The sequence below is a fragment of the Mesorhizobium sp. M1A.F.Ca.IN.022.07.1.1 genome (assembly GCF_003997575.1).
Taxonomy (GTDB): Bacteria; Pseudomonadota; Alphaproteobacteria; order Rhizobiales; family Rhizobiaceae; genus Mesorhizobium.
Map to the genome: position 1 here is coordinate 1 of NZ_RZST01000060.1, position 21,476 is coordinate 21,476.

22 protein-coding genes and 1 tRNA gene are annotated in these 21,476 nt (G+C 64.1%); 17 read left to right on the top strand and 6 right to left on the bottom strand.

Annotated features, from left to right (window positions below; translation table 11 throughout):
• The 4 genes from pheS to EOA75_RS09740 all read left to right on the top strand — a co-directional run.
• Positions 1-850, top strand: an 850-nt coding sequence (gene pheS, locus EOA75_RS09725) for a phenylalanine--tRNA ligase subunit alpha (RefSeq protein ID WP_127324160.1), incomplete at its 5' end; no start/stop codon positions are given.
• Complete coding sequence (locus EOA75_RS09730) at positions 847-1,287, top strand: GFA family protein (protein WP_067002960.1); 441 nt, start codon at positions 847-849, stop codon at positions 1,285-1,287. The genes pheS and EOA75_RS09730, both read left to right, overlap by 4 nt.
• Complete coding sequence (pheT, locus tag EOA75_RS09735; protein ID WP_127324161.1) at positions 1,284-3,692, top strand: phenylalanine--tRNA ligase subunit beta; 2,409 nt, start codon at positions 1,284-1,286, stop codon at positions 3,690-3,692. Before EOA75_RS09730 ends, pheT begins: the two co-directional genes overlap by 4 nt.
• Positions 3,693-3,731: 39 nt before the next feature.
• Positions 3,732-4,334: a nucleotidyltransferase family protein gene (locus tag EOA75_RS09740; RefSeq protein ID WP_127324162.1), complete on the top strand. Its 603-nt coding sequence runs from the start codon at positions 3,732-3,734 to the stop codon at positions 4,332-4,334.
• Positions 4,335-4,415: 81 nt separating this feature from the next.
• Here EOA75_RS09740 and EOA75_RS09745 read toward each other — a convergent pair whose 3' ends face one another.
• Complete coding sequence (locus EOA75_RS09745; protein WP_095799037.1) at positions 4,416-5,411, bottom strand: aldo/keto reductase; 996 nt, start codon at positions 5,409-5,411, stop codon at positions 4,416-4,418.
• A gap of 96 nt (positions 5,412-5,507) precedes the next feature.
• Between EOA75_RS09745 and EOA75_RS09750 the strand changes: the two genes are divergently transcribed.
• From EOA75_RS09750 to EOA75_RS35580, 7 genes are all read left to right on the top strand, one after another.
• On the top strand, positions 5,508-6,398 hold the full coding sequence (locus EOA75_RS09750) for a LysR family transcriptional regulator (RefSeq protein WP_127324163.1): 891 nt from the start codon (positions 5,508-5,510) through the stop codon (positions 6,396-6,398).
• Positions 6,399-6,462: 64 nt separating this feature from the next.
• The gene (locus EOA75_RS09755; RefSeq protein WP_067323831.1) at positions 6,463-7,035 is read left to right on the top strand and encodes a cytochrome b; all 573 of its coding nucleotides are present in this window, start codon (positions 6,463-6,465) and stop codon (positions 7,033-7,035) included.
• A gap of 66 nt (positions 7,036-7,101) precedes the next feature.
• Positions 7,102-7,677, top strand: a complete 576-nt coding sequence (locus EOA75_RS09760) for a YceI family protein (protein WP_127324172.1) — start codon at positions 7,102-7,104, stop codon at positions 7,675-7,677.
• A gap of 267 nt (positions 7,678-7,944) precedes the next feature.
• On the top strand, positions 7,945-8,931 hold the full coding sequence (locus tag EOA75_RS09765; RefSeq protein ID WP_067324656.1) for a Gfo/Idh/MocA family oxidoreductase: 987 nt from the start codon (positions 7,945-7,947) through the stop codon (positions 8,929-8,931).
• Positions 8,932-8,963: 32 nt separating this feature from the next.
• Positions 8,964-10,619 carry an FAD-binding dehydrogenase gene (locus tag EOA75_RS09770; protein ID WP_127324164.1) on the top strand — a complete coding sequence of 552 codons (1,656 nt, stop codon included), beginning with the start codon at positions 8,964-8,966 and terminating at the stop codon, positions 10,617-10,619.
• Between the two features lie 238 nt (positions 10,620-10,857).
• Positions 10,858-11,505 (top strand): caspase family protein, encoded by a 648-nt coding sequence (locus EOA75_RS35575; RefSeq protein ID WP_127324165.1) that lies wholly within the window; start codon positions 10,858-10,860, stop codon positions 11,503-11,505.
• A complete protein-coding gene (locus EOA75_RS35580; protein WP_281058525.1) occupies positions 11,454-12,050 on the top strand; it encodes a caspase family protein in 597 nt (198 codons plus the stop codon). The genes EOA75_RS35575 and EOA75_RS35580 overlap by 52 nt, the downstream gene beginning before the upstream one ends.
• A gap of 232 nt (positions 12,051-12,282) precedes the next feature.
• Here EOA75_RS35580 and EOA75_RS09785 read toward each other — a convergent pair.
• Together EOA75_RS09785 and EOA75_RS09790 are read right to left on the bottom strand one after the other, a co-directional pair.
• Positions 12,283-12,359, bottom strand: a tRNA-Arg gene (locus tag EOA75_RS09785).
• Positions 12,360-12,561: 202 nt separating this feature from the next.
• On the bottom strand, positions 12,562-14,055 hold the full coding sequence (locus tag EOA75_RS09790) for a HAMP domain-containing sensor histidine kinase (protein WP_127324167.1): 1,494 nt from the start codon (positions 14,053-14,055) through the stop codon (positions 12,562-12,564).
• A 255-nt stretch (positions 14,056-14,310) separates the two neighbouring features.
• Between EOA75_RS09790 and rpmH the strand changes: the two genes are divergently transcribed.
• Genes rpmH through yidC form a run of 3 tightly spaced genes read left to right on the top strand, consistent with a single transcriptional unit; the run spans position 14,311 to position 16,647 of the window.
• Positions 14,311-14,445 (top strand): 50S ribosomal protein L34, encoded by a 135-nt coding sequence (gene rpmH / locus EOA75_RS09795; protein WP_008833937.1) that lies wholly within the window; start codon positions 14,311-14,313, stop codon positions 14,443-14,445.
• 16 nt (positions 14,446-14,461) lie between these two features.
• Positions 14,462-14,815 carry a ribonuclease P protein component gene (gene rnpA / locus EOA75_RS09800; protein ID WP_067323826.1) on the top strand — a complete coding sequence of 118 codons (354 nt, stop codon included), beginning with the start codon at positions 14,462-14,464 and terminating at the stop codon, positions 14,813-14,815.
• 14 nt (positions 14,816-14,829) lie between these two features.
• On the top strand, positions 14,830-16,647 hold the full coding sequence (gene yidC / locus EOA75_RS09805; RefSeq protein WP_127324168.1) for a membrane protein insertase YidC: 1,818 nt from the start codon (positions 14,830-14,832) through the stop codon (positions 16,645-16,647).
• A gap of 349 nt (positions 16,648-16,996) precedes the next feature.
• Here the strand turns inward: yidC and EOA75_RS09810 are convergent, their stop codons facing one another.
• Genes EOA75_RS09810 through EOA75_RS09820 form a run of 3 tightly spaced genes read right to left on the bottom strand, consistent with a single transcriptional unit; the run spans position 16,997 to position 20,206 of the window.
• Entirely contained in the window at positions 16,997-18,538 is a 1,542-nt protein-coding gene (locus tag EOA75_RS09810; protein ID WP_127324169.1) for a DHA2 family efflux MFS transporter permease subunit, read from the bottom strand.
• Entirely contained in the window at positions 18,535-19,827 is a 1,293-nt protein-coding gene (locus EOA75_RS09815; RefSeq protein ID WP_127215312.1) for an HlyD family secretion protein, read from the bottom strand. Before EOA75_RS09815 ends, EOA75_RS09810 begins: the two co-directional genes overlap by 4 nt.
• Positions 19,820-20,206: a hypothetical protein gene (locus tag EOA75_RS09820; protein ID WP_245466600.1), complete on the bottom strand. Its 387-nt coding sequence runs from the start codon at positions 20,204-20,206 to the stop codon at positions 19,820-19,822. Before EOA75_RS09820 ends, EOA75_RS09815 begins: the two co-directional genes overlap by 8 nt.
• Before the next feature lie 35 nt (positions 20,207-20,241).
• Between EOA75_RS09820 and EOA75_RS09825 the strand changes: the two genes are divergently transcribed.
• From EOA75_RS09825 to EOA75_RS09835, 3 genes are all read left to right on the top strand, one after another.
• Entirely contained in the window at positions 20,242-20,556 is a 315-nt protein-coding gene (locus EOA75_RS09825; RefSeq protein WP_127324170.1) for a hypothetical protein, read from the top strand.
• A gap of 96 nt (positions 20,557-20,652) precedes the next feature.
• Complete coding sequence (locus tag EOA75_RS09830; protein ID WP_127324171.1) at positions 20,653-21,291, top strand: CatB-related O-acetyltransferase; 639 nt, start codon at positions 20,653-20,655, stop codon at positions 21,289-21,291.
• Positions 21,288-21,476: GTPase (locus EOA75_RS09835; protein WP_206516985.1), on the top strand; the 189-nt coding region annotated here is incomplete at its 3' end. The genes EOA75_RS09830 and EOA75_RS09835, both read left to right, overlap by 4 nt.

Sequence of the window (21,476 nt, forward strand, 5' to 3'; positions counted from 1 at the left end):
GGACGTGGCGATCGCGGCGCGGCTCGCCGCCGAAACGGTCGACGTCACGCTGCCGGTGCGCCAGTCGCCGGCCGAGCGCGGCCGCATTCATCCGATCAGCCAGGTGATCGACGAGATCGCAGCGATCTTCGGCGATCTCGGCTTCGCGATCGCCGAAGGTCCGGACATCGAGACCGACTATTACAATTTCACCGCGCTCAATTTTCCCGAGGGGCATCCGGCGCGCGAGATGCACGACACCTTCTTCTTCCAGCCGGACGAGAAGGGCGAGCGCAAGCTTTTGCGCACGCACACCTCGCCCGTGCAGATCCGCACAATGGAGCAGCAGAAGCCGCCGATCCGCATCGTCATTCCCGGCAAGACCTACCGGCAGGATTCGGACGCCACGCACTCGCCGATGTTCCATCAGGTCGAGGGGCTGGTGATCGACAAGACCGCCAACATCGCCAACATGAAGTGGGTGCTGGAGGAATTCTGCAAGGCCTTCTTCGAAGTGCCGAGCGTAAAAATGCGCTTCCGGCCGTCCTTCTTTCCGTTCACCGAGCCCAGCCTCGAGGTCGACATCCAGTGCGACCGCTCGCGGCCGGGCGAAGTACGCTTCGGCGAAGGCTCCGACTGGATGGAGATCCTGGGCTGCGGCATGGTGCATCCCAACGTATTGCGTTACGGCGGGCTCGATCCCGACGAATACCAGGGCTTTGCCTGGGGCATGGGCATCGACCGCATCGCCATGCTGAAATACGGCATGCCGGACCTGCGCGCCTTCTTCGACGCCGACGTGCGCTGGCTCACGCATTACGGCTTCCGGCCGCTCGACATGCCGACGCTGTTCGGGGGCCTTTCCACATGACTGCTCCCCACACCGGGGGCTGCCGCTGCGGTGCCGTGCGGTTCGAGGCCTCGGCCGAGCCGCACCACATCAGCTATTGCCATTGCGGCGATTGCCGGCGCGCCAGCGGCGCGCCGGTGTCGGCCTTTATCGGCTTCGCGGCCGACCAGATCGCGCTCGAAGGCAAGTCGCTGAAGAGCTACCGGAACGGCCCGGTGGCGCGCTCGTTCTGCGGCATTTGCGGCTCGCCGATCGCCTATAGCGACGAGCGGCTCGCCGGCCATATTTACTTCACGCTCGGCGCCATGGACATGCCTGCCTATTTCAGGCCGACGCTGCATGCGCATGTGCGCGAGCAACTGCCCTTCCTGCATATGCCCGATTCACTGCCGCGGCACCTCAAGACGAGCGTGGCTAGACCTGACGCGCAAAGCCCTTCCTACGGAACACAGTCATGAAATTCACCCTCTCCTGGCTCAAGGACCATCTCGAGACCGACGCTTCGCTTGCCGAAATCGTCGAGCGGCTGACGGCGATCGGCCTCGAAGTCGAACATGTCGACGACAAGGCGGGCCTAAAACCCTTTGTCATAGCCAAGGTGCTGACTGCCGTGCAGCATCCCGACGCCGACCGGCTGCGGGTGCTTACGGTCGATACCGGCGACGGCAAGCCGCCGGTGCAGGTGGTGTGCGGGGCGCCCAACGCCCGCGCCGGCCTGGTCGGCGCTTTTGCTGCGCCCGGCACCTATATTCCCGGCATCGACGTCACGCTTTCGGTCGGCAAGATCCGCGGCGTCGAGAGCCATGGCATGATGTGCTCCGAACGCGAGCTGCAGCTTTCGGACGAGCATACCGGCATCATCGACCTGCCCGAAGACGCACCGGTCGGCACCAGCTTCGCCGCCTACGCCCATCTCGACGATCCGGTGATCGAGATCAACCTGACGCCGAACCGCCCCGATGCCACCAGCGTCTACGGCATCGCCCGCGATCTCGCGGCGAGCGGCCTCGGCCGGCTGACCGGCGGCGCGATCATGCCGCATGCCGGCGACGGCATGTGCCCGGTCAAGGTCAAGATCGAGGCACCGGAACTCTGTCCCGGCTTCGCGCTGACTCTGGTGAAGGGCGTGAAGAACGGCCCGTCGCCGAAATGGCTGCAGCAGCGGCTGATCGCCATCGGGCTTCGGCCGATCAGCGCGCTGGTCGACATCACCAACTACGTCACCTTCGACCGCGGCCGGCCGCTGCATGTGTTCGACGCGAAGAAGGTCACCGGCAACCTTGTGGTGCGCCGCGCCAGGGACGGTGAAAAGGTGCTGGCACTCGACGGACGCGAATACTCGCTGACGCCGGAGATGTGCGTGATCGCCGACGACAACGGCATCGAATCGATTGCCGGCATCATGGGCGGCGAGCATTCGGGCTGCGACGAGAACACCACCGACGTGCTGATCGAATCGGCGCTCTGGGACCCGATCACGACGGCCCGCACCGGTCGCACGCTCGGCATCATCAGCGATGCGCGCTACCGCTTCGAGCGCGGCGTCGACCCTGAGTTCATGGTGCCCGGCGTCGAGCTCGCGACCAAGCTGGTGCTGGAATTGTGCGGCGGCACGCCGACGGAAATCGAGGTGGCGGGCTATCCCGGCCACAAGCCGAAGATCATTTCCTTCCCGCTGTCGGAAGTGAAGCGGCTGACCGGCATCGAGGTGCCGAGAGAAGAAGCGCTCACTATACTGACCCGTCTCGGCTTCGAGCCGCGCAGCTCAGGTGACGCCGTCGAGGTGAAGGTCCCCTCCTGGCGTCCGGATGTCGACGGCAAGGCCGATCTCGTCGAGGAAGTGATGCGCATCCACGGCGTCGACAACATAGCGCCGCAGCCGCTCACCTCGCATGACGCGGTCAACGGCAGGATCCTGACCATGCTGCAGGTGCGCACCCGGGCCGCCAAGCGCGCGCTCGCCGTGCGCGGCATGATGGAGGCGGTCACCTGGTCGTTCATTCCGGCGAAACACGCCGAGCTGTTCGGCGGCGGCCAGAACGGGCTGAAGCTCGCCAACCCGATCGCCGCCGACATGTCCGACATGCGGCCGTCGCTGCTGCCCGGGCTGATCAGCGCCGCCCAGCGCAATGCCGATCGGGGCATCGGCGACGTGGCGCTGTTCGAAGTCTCCGGCACCTATGAAGGCGACTTGGCCGATCAGCAGCGGCGCGTCGCCGCGGGCGTGCGGCGGGGCACCGCCAAGCTCGAAGGCTCGAGCCGCAGCTGGGCCGGCAATGCCGGGCCGGTCGGGGTGTTCGACGCCAAGGCCGATGCGATCGCGGCGCTCGAAGCCTGCGGCGCGCCGGTCGACAGGCTGCAGATCGAGCCCGGCGGCCCGGCCTGGTACCATCCCGGACGCTCAGGCACGATCAAGCTCGGGCCGAAGACCGTGCTCGGCACTTTCGGCGAGTTCCATCCAAAGACGCTCGAAGTGCTCGACGCCTCCGGGCCGCTCTGCGGCTTCGAGGTCTTTGTCGATGCCGTGCCGGAGCCGAAGGCCAAGCCGACGCGCACCAAGCCGAAGCTGGAGCTTTCACCCTTCCAGGCGGTGAAGCGCGATTTTGCTTTCGTCGTCGACCGGACGGTTGAGGCCGGCACGCTGGTGCGGGCAGCTTTGGCCGCCGACAAGAAGCTCGTCACCGGCGTTTCGGTGTTCGACGTCTTCGAGGGCGCTGCGCTCGGCGCCGCCAAGAAGTCGATCGCCATCGAAGTCTCGATCCAGCCGGTCGAAAAGACGCTGACCGACGAGGATTTCGAGGCGCTGGCCAAGCGCATCGTCGAGAACGTCAACAAGCAGACGGGCGGCGTGCTGAGAGCATAAAGGATTGCCGGAAGGTGGCGAATCGCCCTCCATTGGGCGATGCACCATCTCCGCTATTCCGGCCTGCCTTTCGAGGAGCAACGCGCGGCGTTCCTCGAAATCGTGGCGGCGGACCCGCTGCTGGCCAAAACGCTGGCGCGAGTGCGTGAACTGGCGTTGCCGGACTGGCTGGTGGTTTCCGGCGCGCTCTGCAACAGCATCTGGAACCATCTCACCGGCAGGCCCTCAGGCTACGGCATCAAGGATGTCGATCTGTTCTATTTCGACGGCACCGATCTCTCCTACGAGGCCGAGGACGCGGTGATCCGCCGGGCGGCGCAGCATTTCGAAGGACTGACGCTGCCGGTGGAGGTGCGAAATCAGGCACGCGTGCACCTGTGGTATCCGGCCAAATTCGGGCAGGCATGCCCGCGCTACACGAGCGCGAGTGAATCGGTCGGCTATTTCGCCTCGAAGACGCATGCGGTCGGGGTGCGGTTCGACGCAGACGAGGCGTTGGAGCTGGTGGCGCCGTTCGGGCTCGACGACATTTTTTCGTTCCGTATCACGCCGAACCGGGCGCTGGACAACCAGCGGACGCATGAGGCGAAGGGGAGGAGGGCGCGAGAGAACTGGCCGGAGATCAGCGTGGTGCCTTGGTAGGTCAGCGCGAGGCGCCCCCCTCTGTCCTGCCGGACAGAAGGGCGCGCTGTCCCGCCAGCGTCTCAAAGCAAGCTGAAATGTCTAACCATTCACCAGCGCCAGCAGCTCTTCGGTATAGCGCTTGCCGACGACCTTGTCGGGCGACAGCGCGTCGCCGATGGCCGCGACCTCGGCGGCGCTCAGCTTGATCCCGGCCGCTGCCGTGTTCTGCTCCAAATGGCGGATCTTGCGCGCGCCGGGGATCGGCACGATGAAATCGCCCTGGTGCAGCACCCAAGCGAGCGCCAGTTGTGCCGCTGTCACGCCCTTTTCCATCGCCAACTTTTCCAGCACGGCAATGACGGCATTGTTGGCTTCCATGGCTTCGGCCTGGAAGCGCGGCAGGCCGAGGCGCCAGTCGCCGGCGCCGAGCGTATCGCGCTTGGCGATGGTGCCGGTGAGCAGGCCGCGGCCGAGCGGACTGTAGGGGACAAAGCCGATGCCGAGCTCGCGGCAAACGGCAAAGACCTCGTCCTCGGGATCGCGGCTCCACAGCGAATACTCGCTCTGCACGGCGGCGATCGGGTGCACGGCATGCGCCCGGCGCAGCGTGGCGCCGCTCACTTCCGACAGGCCGAGCGCCCGCACCTTGCCCTCGCGCACCAGTTCGGCCATGGCGCCGACCGTGTCCTCGATCGGAACGTTCGGGTCAACGCGATGCTGGTAGTAGAGGTCGATGACGTCGGTATCGAGCCGCTTCAGCGAGGCCTCCGCCACCGCCTTGACGTGCTCAGGGCGGCTGTCGACGCCGATCATGCGGTCGATGCCCGAACCGTGCTCGGATATCTTGAAGCCGAATTTGGTGGCGATGGTGACCTTCTCGCGTACCGGCTTCAGCGCCTTGCCGAGCAGGATCTCGTTCTCGTAAGGGCCATAGACTTCGGCGGTATCGAAGAAGGTGACACCGATCTCGATGGCGCGGCGCAGCGTAGCGATGGCTTCCGCCTCCGGCTGTCCGCCATAGACAAAGCTCATGCCCATGCAGCCGAGGCCGACGGGGAAGACTTCGAGTTCAGTTCCTAATTTGCGGGTTTGCATGGCGCATCTCCTTGTTGCGATGGAGATGAAATAGCGCCTAGGCATCCGTTCGATAATCATGTCTCTTTCGCACAGCTCGCTCTATAAGATAGATCAATGAACCGGACGAACCTTTCCCAGCTGGCCGTTCTCGCCGCGGTCGCGCAATGCGCCAGCTTCCGCGGCGCGGCCCGCGAGCTCGGCATCGCGCCGTCGGCGGTCAGCCATGCGGTGGCGAGCCTGGAGGCGCGGCTCGGCGTGCGGCTTCTGGCGCGCAGCACGCGCAGTGTCGCCCCGACCGAGGAAGGCGCGCGGCTGTTGGAGCGCCTGCGGCCGGCACTGTCCGAGATCGACCTGGCGCTGGAAACGGCGATCGAGACGCGCGACCGGCCGGCTGGCAATCTCAGGCTTAGCGTGCCGCGCACCGCCGCGCATCTGGTGCTGACGCCGCGGCTCGCTGCCTTCACGGCCGCCTATCCCGAGATCATGCTGGAGATCGTCATCGAGGACCGCTTCACGGATGTGGTGGAGGGTGGGTTCGACGCCGGCGTCAGGCTGGGCGAAAGCCTGCAGCGCGACATGATCGCGGCGCGCATCGGGCCGAACATCCGCGGCGCCTTGGTCGGCGCGCCCTCCTACTTCGCGACCATGCCCAAACCGCGTCATCCGCGCGATCTCGCCGATCACCGCTGCATCCGCTTCCGCTTCTCCAGCGGCATCCTCTACCGCTGGGAGTTCGAGAAGGACGGCGAGGAAATCGAGATCGCCGCGCCAGGGCCGCTGATCCTCGACGAGGACCATCTGATCGCCCAGGCCGCGATCGACGGCGCCGGGCTCGCCTTCGTCTTCGAGGACTATGTGAAGGCGCCGCTCGCCGATGGCCGGCTGATCCGCGTGCTGGAGGACTGGTGCCCCGCTTTCGACGGCTTCTTCGTCTACTACCCAAGCCGCCGCCAGATGCGGCCGGCGTTGCGGGCCTTCGTCGATTTCTTCAAGGTGAGCGGGTAAAACTCCATCCTCCCCCTTGCGGGGAGGGCTGGAAGAAAGGTGATTTCAGCGACGTTTTTCGACCATGCAATCGTCCATCACCAACACCGCCACCCGCTATGGCTGGGCGATGATCATCCTTCACTGGCTGATCGGCCTCATCTTCATCGGCCAGTTCGTGCTCGGCTTCGTGATGATGCGCATCGACAGCCAGCGGACGTCTTTCGAGCTGATCCAGTTGCATAAGTCCTTCGGCTTCCTGCTGCTTGGGCTGGTCATCCTGCGCATCGCCTGGCGTGTCGGCAATGCGGCGCCAGCACTCCCGCCTTCGGTCGGAACATTGGAGCGCAAGGCAGCGCCGCTGGCGCATTTGGCGCTTTACGCCTTCCAGGTTGCCCTGCCGCTCTCCGGCTGGGCGCTGGTCTCGGTCTCGACGCTGGAAATCCCGACGATGCCCTTCAACCAGTTCGTCATGCCCGACCTGCCGCTCGCCGAATCCGACGCCGCGGAAAGCTTCTGGTCGGCCGCGCATTGGTATCTTGCCTATGCCGGCATCGCGCTGGTCGCGTTGCATATCCTTGCTGCGATGCGCCACCATTTCCTGCTGCGCGACAGCGTGCTCACGCGCATAATCACGCCTTCGTCTGCCCGGGAATAGAGCGGGCCGCCCGTTCGTTGGTGGCGGGAAGACAGCAATGCGCTGGTTCAGGATAGGAAGATGTCGATGCATGCGCGCATCCTCGGATTGGCGGCCTTTGCCGCTTGCCTTGCCGCGCCGGTTTGCGCCGCGGTGGCGCTCAGTGACGCCGCCGGCAGCTACACGATCAGCCCGGCGGTCTCCTCGATCCGCTTCACCATCGGCAAGGCCGGCGGTGGCGGCTTCGGCGGCGCCTTCGGCCGCTTCAAGGGCACGATCCGCATCGACAATGCCGATGTCGGGCGCTCGAAGGTCAACCTCACCATCTTTCCGGAAAGCGTCGGCACCGGCCAGGGCCGCATCGATGCTTTCCTGCGTTCCGACGCCGTCTTCGACAGCGCCAACAATCCGGAGATCCAATTCCGCTCGACAAACGTGACCCGCACCGGCGAGACCACCGCCGTGGTCACCGGCCGGCTGACGGCGCGCGGCAAGACGTTTTCGGAAAAGTTCACGGCCGAGCTCGATGGGCTGAAGTCAGGAACCATCAAGTTCCATGTCACCGGCAAGGTGCTCAGATCGCGCTACGGCATGGATGTCGGCACGCCGATCTATTCCAACGTCGTCGACTTCGACATGACCCTGACGGGGAGAAGGGGTTAGCTCTGGTCGCGCATCCTCGGGTTCGTCATCCTAGGGCGGAGCAAGGAGCGAAGCGACGCGCGCAGACCCTAGGATCCATGCCGTGACGCTAAGGCGTTGCAACGGTTACAGATCTCTGCATCCCTGCACTTTACGTCATAGGTCACGGAATGGATCCTCGGGTCAAGCCCGAGAATGACGAAGGCGCTTTGTGGCCCGCGCCTGCGATTGGCTTTTCTCCGGAATTGGGGCACACCTCCATCGACATAACCGACATGGAGAAGCATGATGTTCCGATGGGGTGTTCTGTCGACGGCCAAGATCGGCCGCGAGCAGCTTTTGCCGGCGATCGTAGATTCGGAGAATGGCGTGCTGTCGGCGATCGCCAGCCGCGACCTGTCGAAGGCCAAGGCACTGGGCGAGCGTTTCGGCGCGCCGCATGCCTTCGGCTCCTATGAGGAACTGCTCGCTTCCAAGGAGGTCGATGGCGTCTATATCCCGCTGCCGACCTCGCAGCATGTCGAATGGACGGCAAAGGCAATCGAGGCGGGAAAACATGTGCTGGTCGAGAAGCCTCTTGCGCTCGACGCCAAGGACATCCCGCAGCTGATCAAGCTGCGCGACGAGAAGAAGGTGCTGGTCTGCGAGGCCTTCATGGTCGTCTACCACCCGCAGTGGATCAAGGTGCGCGACCTGATCGCCAGCGGCGCGATCGGCCGGCTGCGCCACGTGCAGGGCGCGTTTTCCTATTACAATGTCGATCCCACCAACATGCGCAACCAGCTGGATCTTGGCGGCGGCGCGCTGCCCGACATCGGCGTCTATCCGACCGTGTCGACGCGCTTCTCGACCGGCAAGGAACCGGTCCGCGTGCAAGCCACCATCGAGCGCGACAAGACCTTCGGCACCGACATCTATTCCTCGATCCGCGCCGATTTCGGCGACTTCGAACTGTCCTTCTACCTGTCGACGCAGATGGCGGCGCGGCAGGTGATGGTGTTCCACGGCGAGAAGGGTTTCATCGAGGTCTTTGGCCCGTTCAATGCCGGGCTCTACGACCACCACCGCATCGAATTGCACAATCAGAACCACACGGAAGCGCAGGTGTTCCGCTTCCCGGGCACCCAGCAGTACCGGCTGGAATGCGAGGCCTTCGTACGCGCGGCCCAGGGCGGCAAGGACCGTGTCTTCACGCTGGAGGAATCGGTCCTCAACCAGAAGGTCATCGACGCCATCTTCCGCGCCGGCGACAAGGACGGCTGGGAGCCCGTCTGACAGGCCGTCGGAAGGCGCTGGGGGGAACGAAGATGGCTGACGACGCGGATGTCATCATTGTCGGCGCGGGGCTGGCAGGCCTCGTCGCCGCGGCAGAACTTGCCGATGCCGGCAAGAAAATCATCATCGTCGACCAGGAGCCCGAGCAATCGCTGGGCGGCCAGGCCTTCTGGTCGTTCGGCGGGCTTTTCCTGGTCGACTCGCCCGAGCAGCGGCGCATGCGCATCCGCGATTCCCACGACCTCGCGCTCGCAGACTGGATGGGCACCGCCGCCTTCGACCGCCCTGAGGATTTTTGGCCGCGCAAATGGGCTGAAGCCTATCTCGGCTTCGCCGCCGGCGAGAAGCGCTCCTGGCTGATCGAGCGCGGGTTGAAATTCTTCCCCGTCGTCGGCTGGGCCGAGCGCGGCGGCGGCTATGCCTGCGGCCACGGCAATTCGGTGCCGCGCTTCCACATCACCTGGGGCACCGGGCCTGGCGTGCTGGAGCCCTTCGTGCTGCGCGTGCGCGAGGCGCAGAAGCGTGGGCTCGTCGAGTTCAAGTTCCGCTACCGGGTCAATGAGATCACGCGGACCGGGAAGACGGTGACCGGGGTGCGCGGCGACGTGCTGGAGCCAAGCACGGTCGAGCGTGGACGCAAGAGCTCGCGCAACGTGGCCGGGGATTTCGAGCTCCACGCCCAGGTCGTGATCGTCGCTTCCGGCGGCATCGGCGGCAACCACGAGCTGGTGCGTAACAACTGGCCGCAGCGTCTCGGCGCGACGCCGAAGCGCATGATCACCGGCGTGCCGGACCATGTCGACGGCCGCATGCTGGCAATTGCCGAAGCAGCGGGCGGGAGGGTCATCAACCGCGACCGCATGTGGCACTATGTCGAGGGCATCAAGAATTGGGCGCCGGTCTGGACCGATCACGCCATACGTATTCTGCCGGGCCCCTCTTCGCTATGGCTCGACGCGCGCGGCAGACGGCTGCCGGTGCCGCTTTTCCCAGGGTTCGACACACTTGCCACGCTCAGCCATATCATGAGCACCGGCTTCGATTATTCCTGGTTCATCCTGACGAAGAAGATCATCCAGAAGGAGTTTGCGCTGTCGGGCTCGGAGCAGAATCCGGACCTCACGGGCAAGAGCTGGCGGCAGGTGCTCGGCCGCGCCACGTCGGGCATTCCCGGGCCGGTGAAAGCCTTCATGGAAAAGGGCGAGGATTTCATCGTCGAGGCCAACCTTTCGAAGCTGGTGGCGCGGATGAACGGGCTGGCCGGCGAGCCGCTGCTCGATGTGGCGCAGGTCGAACGCGAGATCCGCGCCCGCGACATGCAGCTCGACAACCCGTTCTCCAAGGATGCGCAGGTCACCGCGCTGCGCGGCGCGCGCGCTTATCTCGGCGACAGGCTGATCCGCACCGCAAAGCCGCACAAGATGCTCGATCCGGCGAACGGCCCGTTGATTGCGGTCCGCCTCAACATCCTCACCCGCAAAACGCTGGGCGGCCTGCAGACCGATCTCGACAGCCGCGTGCTCGACGCGGCGGGCGAGCCGGTGCCTGGTCTCTACGCGGTGGGCGAGGTCGCCGGCTTCGGCGGCGGCGGCGTGCACGGCTATGCGGCGCTCGAAGGCACCTTCCTCGGCGGCTGCATCTTTTCCGGACGCAGCGCCGGAAGGGCGGCGACGAAGGCGGTCGGCTGAGCGATCGAACGGTGTTGCCAAAAGCTCGTGAGCTCGGCCCACCTTGTATGCTGCGGCCTCATTCGGGGTTTGATGTTGCTTGAAGTCGATGCCGGAAAGGGCGTTGACGATGCACGGAGACCTCATACCAAGCGGCCTCCGGCAAGTTTGGCCTCTTCCCCAAGCAAGATGGCCCTTACAACGGGTACCCGCGCGCTTTAACGGATGCTAATATTCTCCGTTACTCGGGAAGGTCGCAATGTCCAAGGTTTGTTTGTTGTGCGCGTGCCTTCTTTTGCTGGCCGGCTTGTCGACACCGGCCTCCTCTGAGACCCAGATCGGTCAACGCAGCCATAGATATGCGCTCGTAATCGGTAACTCGGCCTACCGTTTTGCGTCATCGCTTCCCAACGGGGTAAATGATGCGAATGCCATCTCCCGATTTTTGCAAGAGACGGGCTTCGACGTCACCCTTGGATTGGATACCGACGCATCAACGTTCAGGGAACTCATCGGAAAATTCAGGCGAAACTTACGGCCGGGTGACGTCTCGCTTTTTTACTTCGCCGGACACGGGCTCCAAGCGAACGGGGAGAACTACCTATTGCCGGTTGACGCCGCCCTTCAACGTCCGGCCGACTTGGCTCTGGAGGCTGAGCGCCTGCAAGACATCATCGCCGCCATGACGGCCGAGGAAAATATCGCAATCGTCCTTCTCGATGCCTGTCGGGACAATCCTTTCGTTAAGCAATTGAGTGGACCGGGTCAAAGTCGCGGCCTTGCCATAGGAAAGGGGCTGGGGCCTTGGATGCTGGCAGGGGAGTCTTTATCGGCTTTGCAACACAACCCGGCAACGTGGCTCTCGATGGAGCCGTCAATCATAGTCCGTTTGCAGACTCTCTTGTGAAGCGGATAAAGACTCCTTCGATCGACATTGAAATTCTCATGCGTCGCGTCCGGTTGGACGTCATGAACGCGACTTCTGGGAAGCAGGTTCCCTGGAGCAACTCGTCCCTGGTGGAGCCGGGATTCTCATTCAACCCGGATGCCGCGTCTAGTCCGTCTTCGGCAGACGCCTATCAGCCAGACATCAACGCGGCGGCAGAGCTCGAATTCTGGAAATCAATCAAGGATACATCCGATGTCTCGATGTATCGTGCTTATCTAGCGGCATTTCCGAATGGTGCATTCGTCGAAATTGCAAAGAGCCGAATTGCCAAGTTCCAAGCACCTACGCCGCCACGCAAAAAGATCCTGCCAAAGAAAGTCAGTCGCAAGCCGCAAGTGTCGTTGCCTGTCGATGAACCTTCCAATCGTTCGGCAAAAACGAGCGCACCAGCTAAACCGGAATCCGTGGGGCGATGCAGGGATGGCAACAAGGAGAGGTGTCGCCAGAGATGCCGTGAAGGCGCAAGGCGTGCCTGTCGCAAGCTGCAACAGCTAGGGGGTTAGTAACGCCGATGACTGCCTTGCGCGCGGTGGGACTTAGGCCGCGCCGCCGACTGCGGCTGGAGACGAGCAAGGGTGCATGAAAAAAAGCTGAACTCAAGAACGCTCGGGTACCACTGCCGACCCGATCGGGATCGTGGATTAATACGCCACGTGAACCTCGCCGCGTGAGCGTAGGCAGCCAGCGACTGCTTCGGCCGGCGAGGCAAATGCGCGGGAGTTCAGTTTGATTAATTGGCGCGCCCGAAGAGATTCGAACTCCTGACCCCCAGATTCGTAGTCTGGTGCTCTATCCAGCTGAGCTACGGGCGCGCATCAGGCCGTGTGAGACACAAGCCCCGCGATCCGGTCGAGACGCCGGCCGCGATGTGGAGTGTTCCCTAACGACTGAATTTCGGAAAAGCAAGCCGGCCCGGCAAAAGTTTTGTCGCAGGCGTTTACAGGATCACATTCCGACCGGGGCCTTTGCTTCGCGGAACTCCGAAGCGGGAACGTCTTCCCTGGCCTGTCACGGTCAAGCCGGGCGGCGCAGGCGGTTGCGGGCCTGATCGAGCCGCACCGGCTGGTCGGGGATGGTGACGGCGAAGACCGTGCGGCCGCCGATCGATTCGACCAGCTCCACCGTGCCGCCATGGGCGCGGATCAGCTCATGGGCGATCGCCAGGCCAAGGCCGGTGCCGCCGCTGCGCGCCGAGCCGCGGAAGGCGGCGAACAGGTTTTCGCGCGCCTTGGGCGGGAGGCCGGGGCCGGTGTCGCTGACGGTGATGCGGCTGACGCTGCCCAAGCGCTCGGCCGAGACGGCGAGCCGACGCACCACCGCGCTCTCCGTGTCGGCCGCCATTGCCTGCACCGAGTTGCGGCACAGATTGGTGAGCACGCGGAAGAGCTGGTCGGAATCGGCGTCGACTTCGAAGGTGAGCTCGACGGCATTGATGAATTCGATGCCCTCCTCGATATCGAGCAGGCCGTGCACGTCGTCGACCAGCTGGCGCAGCCGCAAGCGGCGGCGCGACGGCGCCGGCTCCTGTGTGCGGCCATAGGCAAGCACGCCCTCCGAATAGGCGACGGCGCGGTCGAGCGCGCGCAGGAGCTTCGGCGCGAAGGACTGCACGGTCGGATCCTTCACCTGGCGCAACCGGTCCGACATAAGCTGCGCGGAAGCCAGGATGTTGCGCATGTCGTGGTTGATCTTGGACACGGCAAGCCCGAGGTTGGCGAGGTGCTTCTGCTCGGCGAGCATTTTTTGCAGCCGATCCTGCATCTGCGACAGCTCGCGCTCGGCGACGCCGATCTCGTCGGCACGCTCCGTCGGGCAAATTATGCGGCCGGGATCGTCCGGCGCCTCGGAGAAGGACAGGATCGAGCGCGTCATGGTGCGGATCGGGCCGATCATGATCAGATCGATCGCCGCATAGACGAGCATGGCGGTGAACAGCGAGATCAGCAGCGAGACGACGGCGACGTTGCGCGAATATCTGAGCATGGCGTTGCGCAGACTGTAGTCCGGCATGATCAGCTCGAATTCCTTGTCGCTGTCGCCGACCGGGCCGAAGACGCGCAGCATCCGGTTGCCGCCGGCGAACAGCGTTTCCAGCGCGCCGGTCATGCCGTTGACCAGGCCGACATTGGCAATGTCGATATGCTCGTCGACCTTCGGCGGCATGTCGGCCACGACCAGCAGCCGCGAGACGCCGCCGTCGCGCACCGCGATCGCCTTGGCGCCGATCGCCATCAGCACGTCGTTCTGGGCGGTGTGCGACAGGGAGTTGGGCTCGCCCTGCAGCAACACGATCGACACGGCGGCGGAGGTGCTCAGCCGCTCCTTCAGCCAGTTCACCCGGTAGCTGGCGATCCAGGGCAGGAAGATCAGGATTTCGGCGAGCAGCACGAAGACGATGGTGAGAAGCAGAAGCTTGGTCGACAGACCGCGCGACAGCGGCACCCGGCGCGGCGAGCTTGCCGCCGCGGGGCGTGGCTTTTCATCCGTTGACAGGACTTCACTTGTCATGACGCGGTTTTCACGAAGGCTTGATCGAGCAAGATTATGCGATTTGCGGCTTTTTTGCCAATTTCGCCGCCAGCCAGTGAAAAAATGCCTTTGGGCGGGCTGGATTGACTTCCAAAATCCTTCTTCCTATAAGCCCGCTCACGCTCGGGCCTTCCGTCCCGGCGCGGTTTCGATCGCGCCTATAACCGGCCCGGCAAAGCTCCTGTTACAGTGTGACAGAATCAAGAAGGGCCGCACGCCGCGGTATTAAAACAAATGAAGCGTACCTACCAACCGTCCAAACTCGTCCGCAAGCGCCGGCACGGTTTCCGTGCCCGTATGGCCACCAAGGGTGGCCGCGGCGTCGTCGCAGCCCGCCGCAACCGCGGCCGCAAGCGGCTCAGCGCCTGAACGAAAGACGAGATCGTTGCCCGCAACCGGCAAGCCAAAGGGGAAAACTCCCGGGCGGCTTCTGAAACGCGCGGATTTCATGGCTGTGCGCGGCGGCGAGAAGCGCCGCGGGCGGCTTTTTCTCGTCGAGGTTCTCGACCGGGGCGACGATTGTGCGCCACGCGTCGGCTACACCGTGACCAAGAAGGTCGGCAACGCCGTGGTGCGCAACCGCGTCCGGCGGCGGCTGAGAGAAGCCGTGCGAACGCATGCCGCCGATGACATGGCGCCCGGCAGTGACTATGTCATCGTCGGGCGCGAAGACGTGCTTGCCATTCCGTTCGGCCAGTTGAAGGCCGAGCTTTCCCGCCGGCTGCGCGGAACACGATAGGCCAAGGGCTTTCGATGGAAAACAACCGCAATTTCTTCATCACCATCGCGCTGTCGGTGCTGATCCTGACGCTCTGGCAGGTGTTCTACATGAACCCCAAGATGGAGCAGCAACGCGAGCAGGCCCGCATCGAGCAGCAGCGCGTCGAGGCGCAGAAGAAGGAAGCGCAGGGGACCAATCCGGGCGCGGCCGGGACGCCGGCGCCGGCTCCGGGCGTCATCCCGACCGCACCTGGCGGCGAGACAGTCACTGTCGAGAGCCGTGACCAGGCTGTTGCCGCGACCAAGCGCATCAAGATCGACACGCCGAGCCTCGAGGGCTCGATCAATCTCACCGGCGCTCGCCTGGACGACCTCAAGCTCAAGCACTACACCGAGACGGTCGACAAGAATTCGCCCGAGATCCAACTCCTCAATCCGCAGGCGCTACCGACCGGCTATTTCGCCGAGATCGGGTTCGTCGGCACCGACAAGACCGGCGCGGTGCCGAGTTCCGACACGGTGTGGAGCGTTGAGGGCAATCCGACGCTGACCCCGTCGGCGCCGGTGACGCTGACCTACACCAACGACAAGGGCCTGACCTTCAAGCGCACCATCTCGGTCGACAACGATTATATGTTCACCGTTTCGGACACTGTGCAGAATTCGGGAAGCGCTGCCGTCAGCCTGTTCAACTACGGTCGCGTCACGCGCTACGACAAGCCGGCGGTCGCCAGCACTTATGTGCTGCATGAAGGCCTGATCGGCGTTACTGGCACCGAGGGGCTGACGGAATACAAATACGCCGCCATCGAGAAGGACAAGGAAGTCAAGCCAGGCAAGTCGACCGACGGCTGGCTCGGCATCACCGACAAGTACTGGGCCGTCACCATGGTGCCGACCGAAAAGCAGCCCTTCCAGCCACGCTACGGCTATTTCGAGGACGGGCGCCATCGCTACCAATCCGACTTCCTCACTGATCCGATCAACATCGAGGCCGGCCAGTCCGCAACCATCGAAACCGAAGTGTTCGCCGGCGCCAAGGAAGTCGCCAAGATCAACGCCTATGAGGCTGACCGCCATATTCGCCAGTTCAATCTGCTGATCGACTGGGGCTGGTTCTATTTCATCACCAAGCCAATGTTCTGGCTGATCGACACGCTGTACAAATTCTTCGGCAATTTCGGCCTAGCGATCCTGGCCACGACCGTCATCGTCAAGGCCATCTTCTTCCCGCTGGCCAACAAGTCCTACGCGTCGATGGCGAACATGAAGAAGGTGCAGCCGAAGATGCTGGAAATCCGCGAGAAATACGCGGACGACAAGATGAAGCAGCAGCAGGCGATGATGGAGCTCTACAAGACGGAAAAGATCAATCCGTTGGCCGGCTGCTGGCCGGTGGCGCTGCAGATCCCGGTCTTCTTCTCGCTCTACAAGGTGCTCTACATCACCATCGAGATGCGGCACGCGCCGTTCTTCGGCTGGATCCACGACCTCGCGGCGCCCGATCCGACCTCGGTGTTCAACCTGTTCGGCCTGCTGCCCTTCGCGCCGCCGGCCTTCCTCCCGCATATGGGCGCCTGGGCGGTCGTGATGGGCATCACCATGTTCCTGCAGATGCGCATGAACCCGACGCCGCCGGACCCGACGCAGGCCGCGGTGTTCACCTGGATGCCGGTCCTCTTCACCTTCATGATGGGTTCCTTCCCGGCCGGCCTCGTCATCTACTGGGCCTGGAACAACCTGCTCTCGATCCTGCAGCAGGGCGTGATCATGAAGCGCCAGGGCGCCAAGATCGAGTTGTGGGACAATCTGGCGGCGATGTTCCGCAAGAAACCATCGCCGGCGGAATAGATGGCACCCCGGCCCTAACACCAAAAACCCCGGCGTGACCGGGGTTTTTTTCGTTGGCGGCTTGCCCTATGGCGCTCCGGACAGAACTTCGCGCAGCCGTCTTTCGGAATTTGGCCTGCCCCCGCGAAACTGCGGCATGGCCTGCCTCGTAGCTTCCCCGGTCCTCCCCAAAAGCCGCGACGGCTTCCGGCGCAGCGACGCCGGTGTTGGGAAGGCCGTCCGGCAGGCCGGGGTCCCGCGGGGGGACCCCGGTTTTTCCTCCTAAAGCGCAACGCGCTTTAGGGACTTTGTTTTAATGCAGTGTCGTTTTCCCAAAACCGCTCCACGCTTTTGGGCGACATGCACCAGCTCACTCCATGACGGCGCTGTGGTCGACCTTGGCCGGTGTGCCAGGCTTGCGCAGCAGAAGCACAAGCGGGATGGCGGCGAGCGAGAGCAACATCATCAGCTCGAAGTCGTCGACATAGCTGATGATCGTTGCCTGCAGCGTGACCAGCCCGTCGAGCGCGGCGCGGCCGGCGGCGGTGTAAGGGCTCAGCGCCTGCGCGATCGCCGGATCGCCGAACGCCGGATTAAAGGGCGTCACATAGTCGGCGATGTTGGCATGGTTGATCTGCTGGTTCTGCGTCAGAAGCGCGGTGACGACCGAGATGCCGACGCTGGAGCCGATGTTGCGCGACAGATTGTAGAGGCCCGTCCCTTCAGCGCGCCGTTCCGGCGCCAGCGTGGCGAAGGTGATGGTGGTGAGCGGCACGAACAGGAAGCCTAAGCCGGCGCCCTGGATGAAGCCGGTGCGGATGATCGTCCATTGCGAAACGTCCGGGGTCCAGCCGGTCATGTCGTACATCGCCCAGGCGGTGACCGCGAGCCCCGTGAACAGCAGCCAGCGCGTGTCGACCTTGCCGACCAGCCGGCCGACAAGGAACATGCAGGCCATGGTGCCTAGGCCGCGCGGCCCCATGACGATGCCGGCGGTCACCACGGGATAGCCCATCAGCGTTTGCAGGTAGGGCGTCATCAGCGCCAGCGAGGCGAGATAGGTGATGCCTATGATGAAGATGAACACCATGCCGACCGCGAAGTTCCGGTCGAGGAACAGCCGCGGGTTCACGAAGGTGTCGCGGGCGGTGAAGGTGTGGACGATGAAGATATAGAAGGCCGACGCGCAGACCAGCGCCTCGACGATGATCTCGGACGAGGAGAACCAGTTGAGCTGCTCGCCGCGGTCGAGGAACATCTGCAGCGAAGCGATGGCGAGGCTGAGCATGCCGAAACCCAACCAGTCGAGCCGGGCCTTGAGGTCGAGCTTGGTCTCCTGCACGAACATCGAGACGCCGGCGAAAGCCAGCACGCCGATCGGCACGTTGATGTAGAAGACCCAGCGCCAGGAAACATTCTCGGTCAGCCAGCCGCCGATGACGGGCCCAAGCACCGGGCCGACCATCACCGAGACGCCGAACAGCGCCATGGCCGAACCGCGCTCCTCGACGCTGTAGATGTCCAGCAGGATACTCTGGGACAGCGGTACAAGGGCGGCGCCGAACAGGCCTTGAAGCAGCCGAAAGCCGACGATCTGCGGCAGCGACTGGGCAAAGCCGCACAGCACCGAGGCGACGACGAAGCCGGTGATGGCGACCAGCAGGATGCGCTTGCGGCCGAGGCGGTTGGCAAGATAGCCCGAAGGCGGCGTCATCACCGCCGCGGCGACGATATAGGAAGTGAGCACCCAGTTGATCTGGTCGGCGCTCGCCGACACGCTGCCCTGGATATAGGGCAGCGCCACATTGGCAATGGTGGTGTCCAGCGCCTGCATGATGACCGCCAGGATGACGCAGGCGGTGATGGCGCCGCGATTGGCGACCGCAGGCGTGCCCGTGGCGACGGTGCTCATGACTTTTGCTCAAACCGCTTGAAGAGGTCGGTCACGAAATCGGGCAGGCCGCGGGCATGGCCGGTGTCTATGCTGACAACCGCGCTCATGCCCCCGCGCAGCGGCGGCTTGCCTTGCGGGTCGTCGATCGTCACCCGCATCGGGATGCGCTGCACGACCTTGACCCAGTTGCCGCTGGTGTTCTGCGCCGGAAGCAGCGAGAAGCTTGACGACGAGGCCGGGCTGATGCTGCCGACCTCGCCATGCCAGACCTCGCCCGGATAGCCATCGATGCTGATCGTCGCCTTCTGCCCCGGCCGGACATAAGTGAGCTCGGTTTCCTTCGGCTCGGCGGCGATCCAGATGTCGGTCGACGAGACCAGGCTGAAGGCCGGCTGCGAGGCGGGAAGGTACTTGCCGACCTGCAGCGCATCGACATTGGTAACGACGCCGTCGAACGGCGCCTTGACAACAGAATCGCCGAGATTGCGCTGGGCATCGTCCACCGCCGATTGGGTCTGCAGGTAGAAAGGGTTCTTCTCGACCGGCTGGTCGGCGTCGCCGCCGAGCTGGGCGAGCGTTGCCTGCGCCTGCGCCTTGGCGACGATGACTTTCTGCCGGGCGGCGATGAGATCGTGCTGGGCGCTGTCGAAAGTCGCCTTCGAGGCGGTTGAGGTCTTGAGCAGGTCCTGCTGACGCTGGAAGGCCGACTCGTAGTAGGGGATGTCGGCCTCGGCCTGGGCGATCTGCGCCAGCGACTGCTGGTAGCTCGCCTGCAAGGTCAGCACCTGGTTGCGCACCGTGCCGAGCTGCGCCTGAGCGCCGGCCAGCGCCGTCTCGAACGAGGCCGGCCGCAAGCGGAAGAGCACCTGGCCCTTCTTAACCGCCTCGTTGTCATGCACGTCGATCTCCTGCACGGTGCCGGAAACATCGGTGGAGACGCCGAGCGACTGCGCCTGGACATAGGCATTGTCGGTGGTCATGACCTGACCGCCGACGACGTAGTAATAGCCGCCGACCGCCAGCGCCACCGGAAGCAGCGCAAACAGGACAGACCGGGTTAAGCTGCGCCGCGGCTTGGCCCGGGCCGGCGAGGCTATCGTGACGGCGGCCGGCTTCGGCTGGGCCGAGGGTGCTTCGAGCGCAGCAGGTTCCGGCGCGACAGGGGCTTCCAGCTCATCGTTTTCGATCCCCGGATTGGCGGCACGCCTTTGCTCGCGCTGGCTGTCCAGGCGAATGACCTGGTCGCTGCTTCTGTCGCCGGCATTGTCGCCGTCGGCGGGTTTGCGTGGTGAGGCTGGTTCAGACATGGACTTTCTCCCGGTCGACAGCCGGCTGGGCGCAGGCCTCGAGCAGATTGGATTTGATCAGACAAAGTGTTTGCAGCTCCTGCCGCGCGTCCGCGGAAAGGTGAATGCCTTGCTGTCGAGACAGATAGGGCCGCACCTGCCAATGCCCGCGAGTCTGGCTCGAGCGGCGCGAGCGCTGCTCGAAGCGTTTTCCGGGCAGGCGCGCGACGTCGTGCAGGACGAAGCTGCTGGTGAGCGAGGAAGGCATGGGAGGAACTTCGGAGTCGGCAGACAAGCTTTCGTGAGCATGCTTATTATCATCATGCACATAATCCTGCTGGACGCGGTGCGCAAGACCAGCTAAGCCGCCTGGAGCAAACGTCGCGCCGACGTGGCGCAACTGAAGGCCGGCAGAGGCACGCACGAAAAATGAAGATGAACCGGCTCAGGATCGCGACCGTGGCTGCCCTGCTGACATGCGCGTTTCCGGCCGCCGCCAAGGAAGCGGTGAGCTGCGGCGGCGCGGCAATGCTCGGCGGCGCGCAGCTCAACTGCAGCCACGTGCAACCCAAGGCTCCGCCGCAGTTCTGCACCTATAGCTGGGCCCTGCACACCTCGGCCGGCGACCAGAAAGTCGTCGACGGCAGTTTCACGCTGCCGCCCGGCGCCTCCAACGTCCAGATCTATCAGGGCAGCGGTTTCGACAGCGCGCTTTCCAACCCGATCGTGATCTGTCGCGGCAGCCGCTGAGCGCGGGTTGGTGCTGCAGCCTGATCACGGTAGTTTGATCGGGAGACAGCGTCGCCAGGGCGCCGCCTCGTGCCTGCCAACTAAGGACTGACCGCGATGACCGGACCCAACCCCAACATCAAGCATCCCATTGCGATGCATCCGCGCGTCGGCTTCCTGAAGCCGCTGGTCAATGCGCCGAACATCGAGATCGGCGACTTCACCTATTACGACGATCCCGACGGCCCGGACAAATTCGCCGAGAGGTGCGTGCTGCACCACTATCCCTTCATCGGCGACAGGCTGATCATCGGCAAGTTCTGCGCCATCGCCGAGGGTGCCCGCTTCATCATGAACGGCGCCAATCACGCCATGTCCGGCTTCTCCACCTATCCGTTCAACATTTTTGGCCATGGCTGGGAGGAAGGTTTTGACCCCGAGACCTGGTCGAAAGAGATCCGCGGCGACACGATCGTCGGCAATGACGTGTGGATCGGCATGGATGCGGTGATCATGCCGGGCGTCGAGATCGGCCATGGCGCGATCGTCGCAGCGAAATCGGTTGTCACGCACGACGTGCCACCCTATGCGATCGTCGCCGGCAATGCGGCCAAGGTGGTGAAGATGCGCTTCGACGAGTTCACGGTGCGACGGCTTTTGAAAGCGGCCTGGTGGAACTGGCCGGTCGACAAGGTCAGCCGCAACCTCAACGCCATTCGTGGCGCCGACATTTCCAAGCTGGAGGCCGCCGTTTGAACGCGCCGGATAAAACCACGAGCGAAACTGCCATAAGTCCGGAGCTGTTCACCCGCGCGTGGATCTTCATCCGCGGCGTGCCGTCGATGAAATTCCTGCCGCCGGAAGGGCCGCCGGAGATCGCCTTTGCCGGCCGCTCCAATGTCGGCAAGTCGTCGCTGATCAACGCGCTGGTCGGCCAGAAG

What these genes read in the sequence shown, in the direction of transcription:
- EOA75_RS09730 (WP_067002960.1), top strand. Translation starts at nt 847, where the DNA reads ATGACTGCTCCCCACACCGGGGGCTGCCGCTGCGGTGCCGTGCGGTTC.
- EOA75_RS09770 (WP_127324164.1), top strand. Translation starts at nt 8,964, where the DNA reads ATGGCTGACGACGCGGATGTCATCATTGTCGGCGCGGGGCTGGCAGGC.
- EOA75_RS09815 (WP_127215312.1), bottom strand. Translation starts at nt 19,827, where the DNA reads ATGTCTGAACCAGCCTCACCACGCAAACCCGCCGACGGCGACAATGCC.
- pheT (WP_127324161.1), top strand. Translation starts at nt 1,284, where the DNA reads ATGAAATTCACCCTCTCCTGGCTCAAGGACCATCTCGAGACCGACGCT.
- EOA75_RS09755 (WP_067323831.1), top strand. Translation starts at nt 6,463, where the DNA reads ATGCAATCGTCCATCACCAACACCGCCACCCGCTATGGCTGGGCGATG.
- EOA75_RS09765 (WP_067324656.1), top strand. Translation starts at nt 7,945, where the DNA reads ATGTTCCGATGGGGTGTTCTGTCGACGGCCAAGATCGGCCGCGAGCAG.
- rpmH (WP_008833937.1), top strand. Translation starts at nt 14,311, where the DNA reads ATGAAGCGTACCTACCAACCGTCCAAACTCGTCCGCAAGCGCCGGCAC.
- EOA75_RS09830 (WP_127324171.1), top strand. Translation starts at nt 20,653, where the DNA reads ATGACCGGACCCAACCCCAACATCAAGCATCCCATTGCGATGCATCCG.
- EOA75_RS09790 (WP_127324167.1), bottom strand. Translation starts at nt 14,055, where the DNA reads ATGACAAGTGAAGTCCTGTCAACGGATGAAAAGCCACGCCCCGCGGCG.
- EOA75_RS09750 (WP_127324163.1), top strand. Translation starts at nt 5,508, where the DNA reads ATGAACCGGACGAACCTTTCCCAGCTGGCCGTTCTCGCCGCGGTCGCG.
- EOA75_RS09825 (WP_127324170.1), top strand. Translation starts at nt 20,242, where the DNA reads ATGAACCGGCTCAGGATCGCGACCGTGGCTGCCCTGCTGACATGCGCG.
- EOA75_RS09745 (WP_095799037.1), bottom strand. Translation starts at nt 5,411, where the DNA reads ATGCAAACCCGCAAATTAGGAACTGAACTCGAAGTCTTCCCCGTCGGC.
- EOA75_RS09740 (WP_127324162.1), top strand. Translation starts at nt 3,732, where the DNA reads ATGCACCATCTCCGCTATTCCGGCCTGCCTTTCGAGGAGCAACGCGCG.
- EOA75_RS09810 (WP_127324169.1), bottom strand. Translation starts at nt 18,538, where the DNA reads ATGAGCACCGTCGCCACGGGCACGCCTGCGGTCGCCAATCGCGGCGCC.
- EOA75_RS09760 (WP_127324172.1), top strand. Translation starts at nt 7,102, where the DNA reads ATGCATGCGCGCATCCTCGGATTGGCGGCCTTTGCCGCTTGCCTTGCC.
- EOA75_RS35575 (WP_127324165.1), top strand. Translation starts at nt 10,858, where the DNA reads ATGTCCAAGGTTTGTTTGTTGTGCGCGTGCCTTCTTTTGCTGGCCGGC.
- yidC (WP_127324168.1), top strand. Translation starts at nt 14,830, where the DNA reads ATGGAAAACAACCGCAATTTCTTCATCACCATCGCGCTGTCGGTGCTG.